Here is a 724-nt window from a genome sequence, read left to right as displayed (position 1 = left end):
CGACTGGGCCGGTGACACGATCGACCTCGTCGACGCGGTCACGGGCGAGGTGACTCGGGCGGTGCTGTTCGTCGCGGTGCTGCCGTTCTCGGGAGCGTTGTTCTGCCGCGCGTACGCGAACATGAAGAGCGAGGCGTGGCTGGACGCGCACGTGTCAGCGTTTTCNTCTTCACGAGCCTCGCGGAGCTCAACGACGCGATCGAGGAACGGGTCCGGGAGATCAACCACGATCTGCGCCGCGCGGACGATACGACCCGGTGGGAACGGTTCGAAGCCGAAGAGGCCCACCTGCTCGGCTCGCTGCCCGATACCCGTTTCGAGGAAGTCGATTGGAAGGAGCTGAAAGCCGGCCGGAACTACCACGTCACCGCCGACTCGCAGCGGTATTCCGTGCCGTACGCGCTGACGGGACGGCTACTGCGGGTCCGGCTGACCACGACGCGGGTGACGGTGTTCGACGGGCACGACATCGTCTGCGAGCACCCGAGACTGCAGGGCCGGAAGGGCCAGTACTCGACGCTGCCGGAGCATGTCCCGCCGCAGCACCGCGGCATCGACGGGTTGTGGTCCAGGCGCTGGTTCACCGACCGGGCCCGCAGCTTCGGACCGGCGACCGTGCAGGTCATCGAGCAGATCCTGGACCGGCAGCGAATCGAAGCGCAAGGCTACCTGGACTGCCAGAACATCCTGAACGGGCTCGGGAAGCAGAACCGGGAACGCCTCG

General features: G+C 66.9%; 1 protein-coding gene. It reads left to right on the top strand.

What is annotated here, in order from left to right:
* Positions 1-135: 135 nt before the first annotated feature.
* The coding region (locus IEX31_RS19730; RefSeq protein ID WP_444541798.1) for a Mu transposase domain-containing protein at positions 136-724 on the top strand (589 nt) is incomplete at its 3' end.

Origin of the sequence: Agromyces bauzanensis (assembly GCF_014645655.1) — a bacterium.
GTDB lineage: Bacteria > Actinomycetota > Actinomycetes > Actinomycetales > Microbacteriaceae > Agromyces > Agromyces bauzanensis.
The sequence above is the reverse complement of the archived record's forward strand: the minus strand, read 5'-3'. Positions and strand labels throughout refer to the sequence as shown.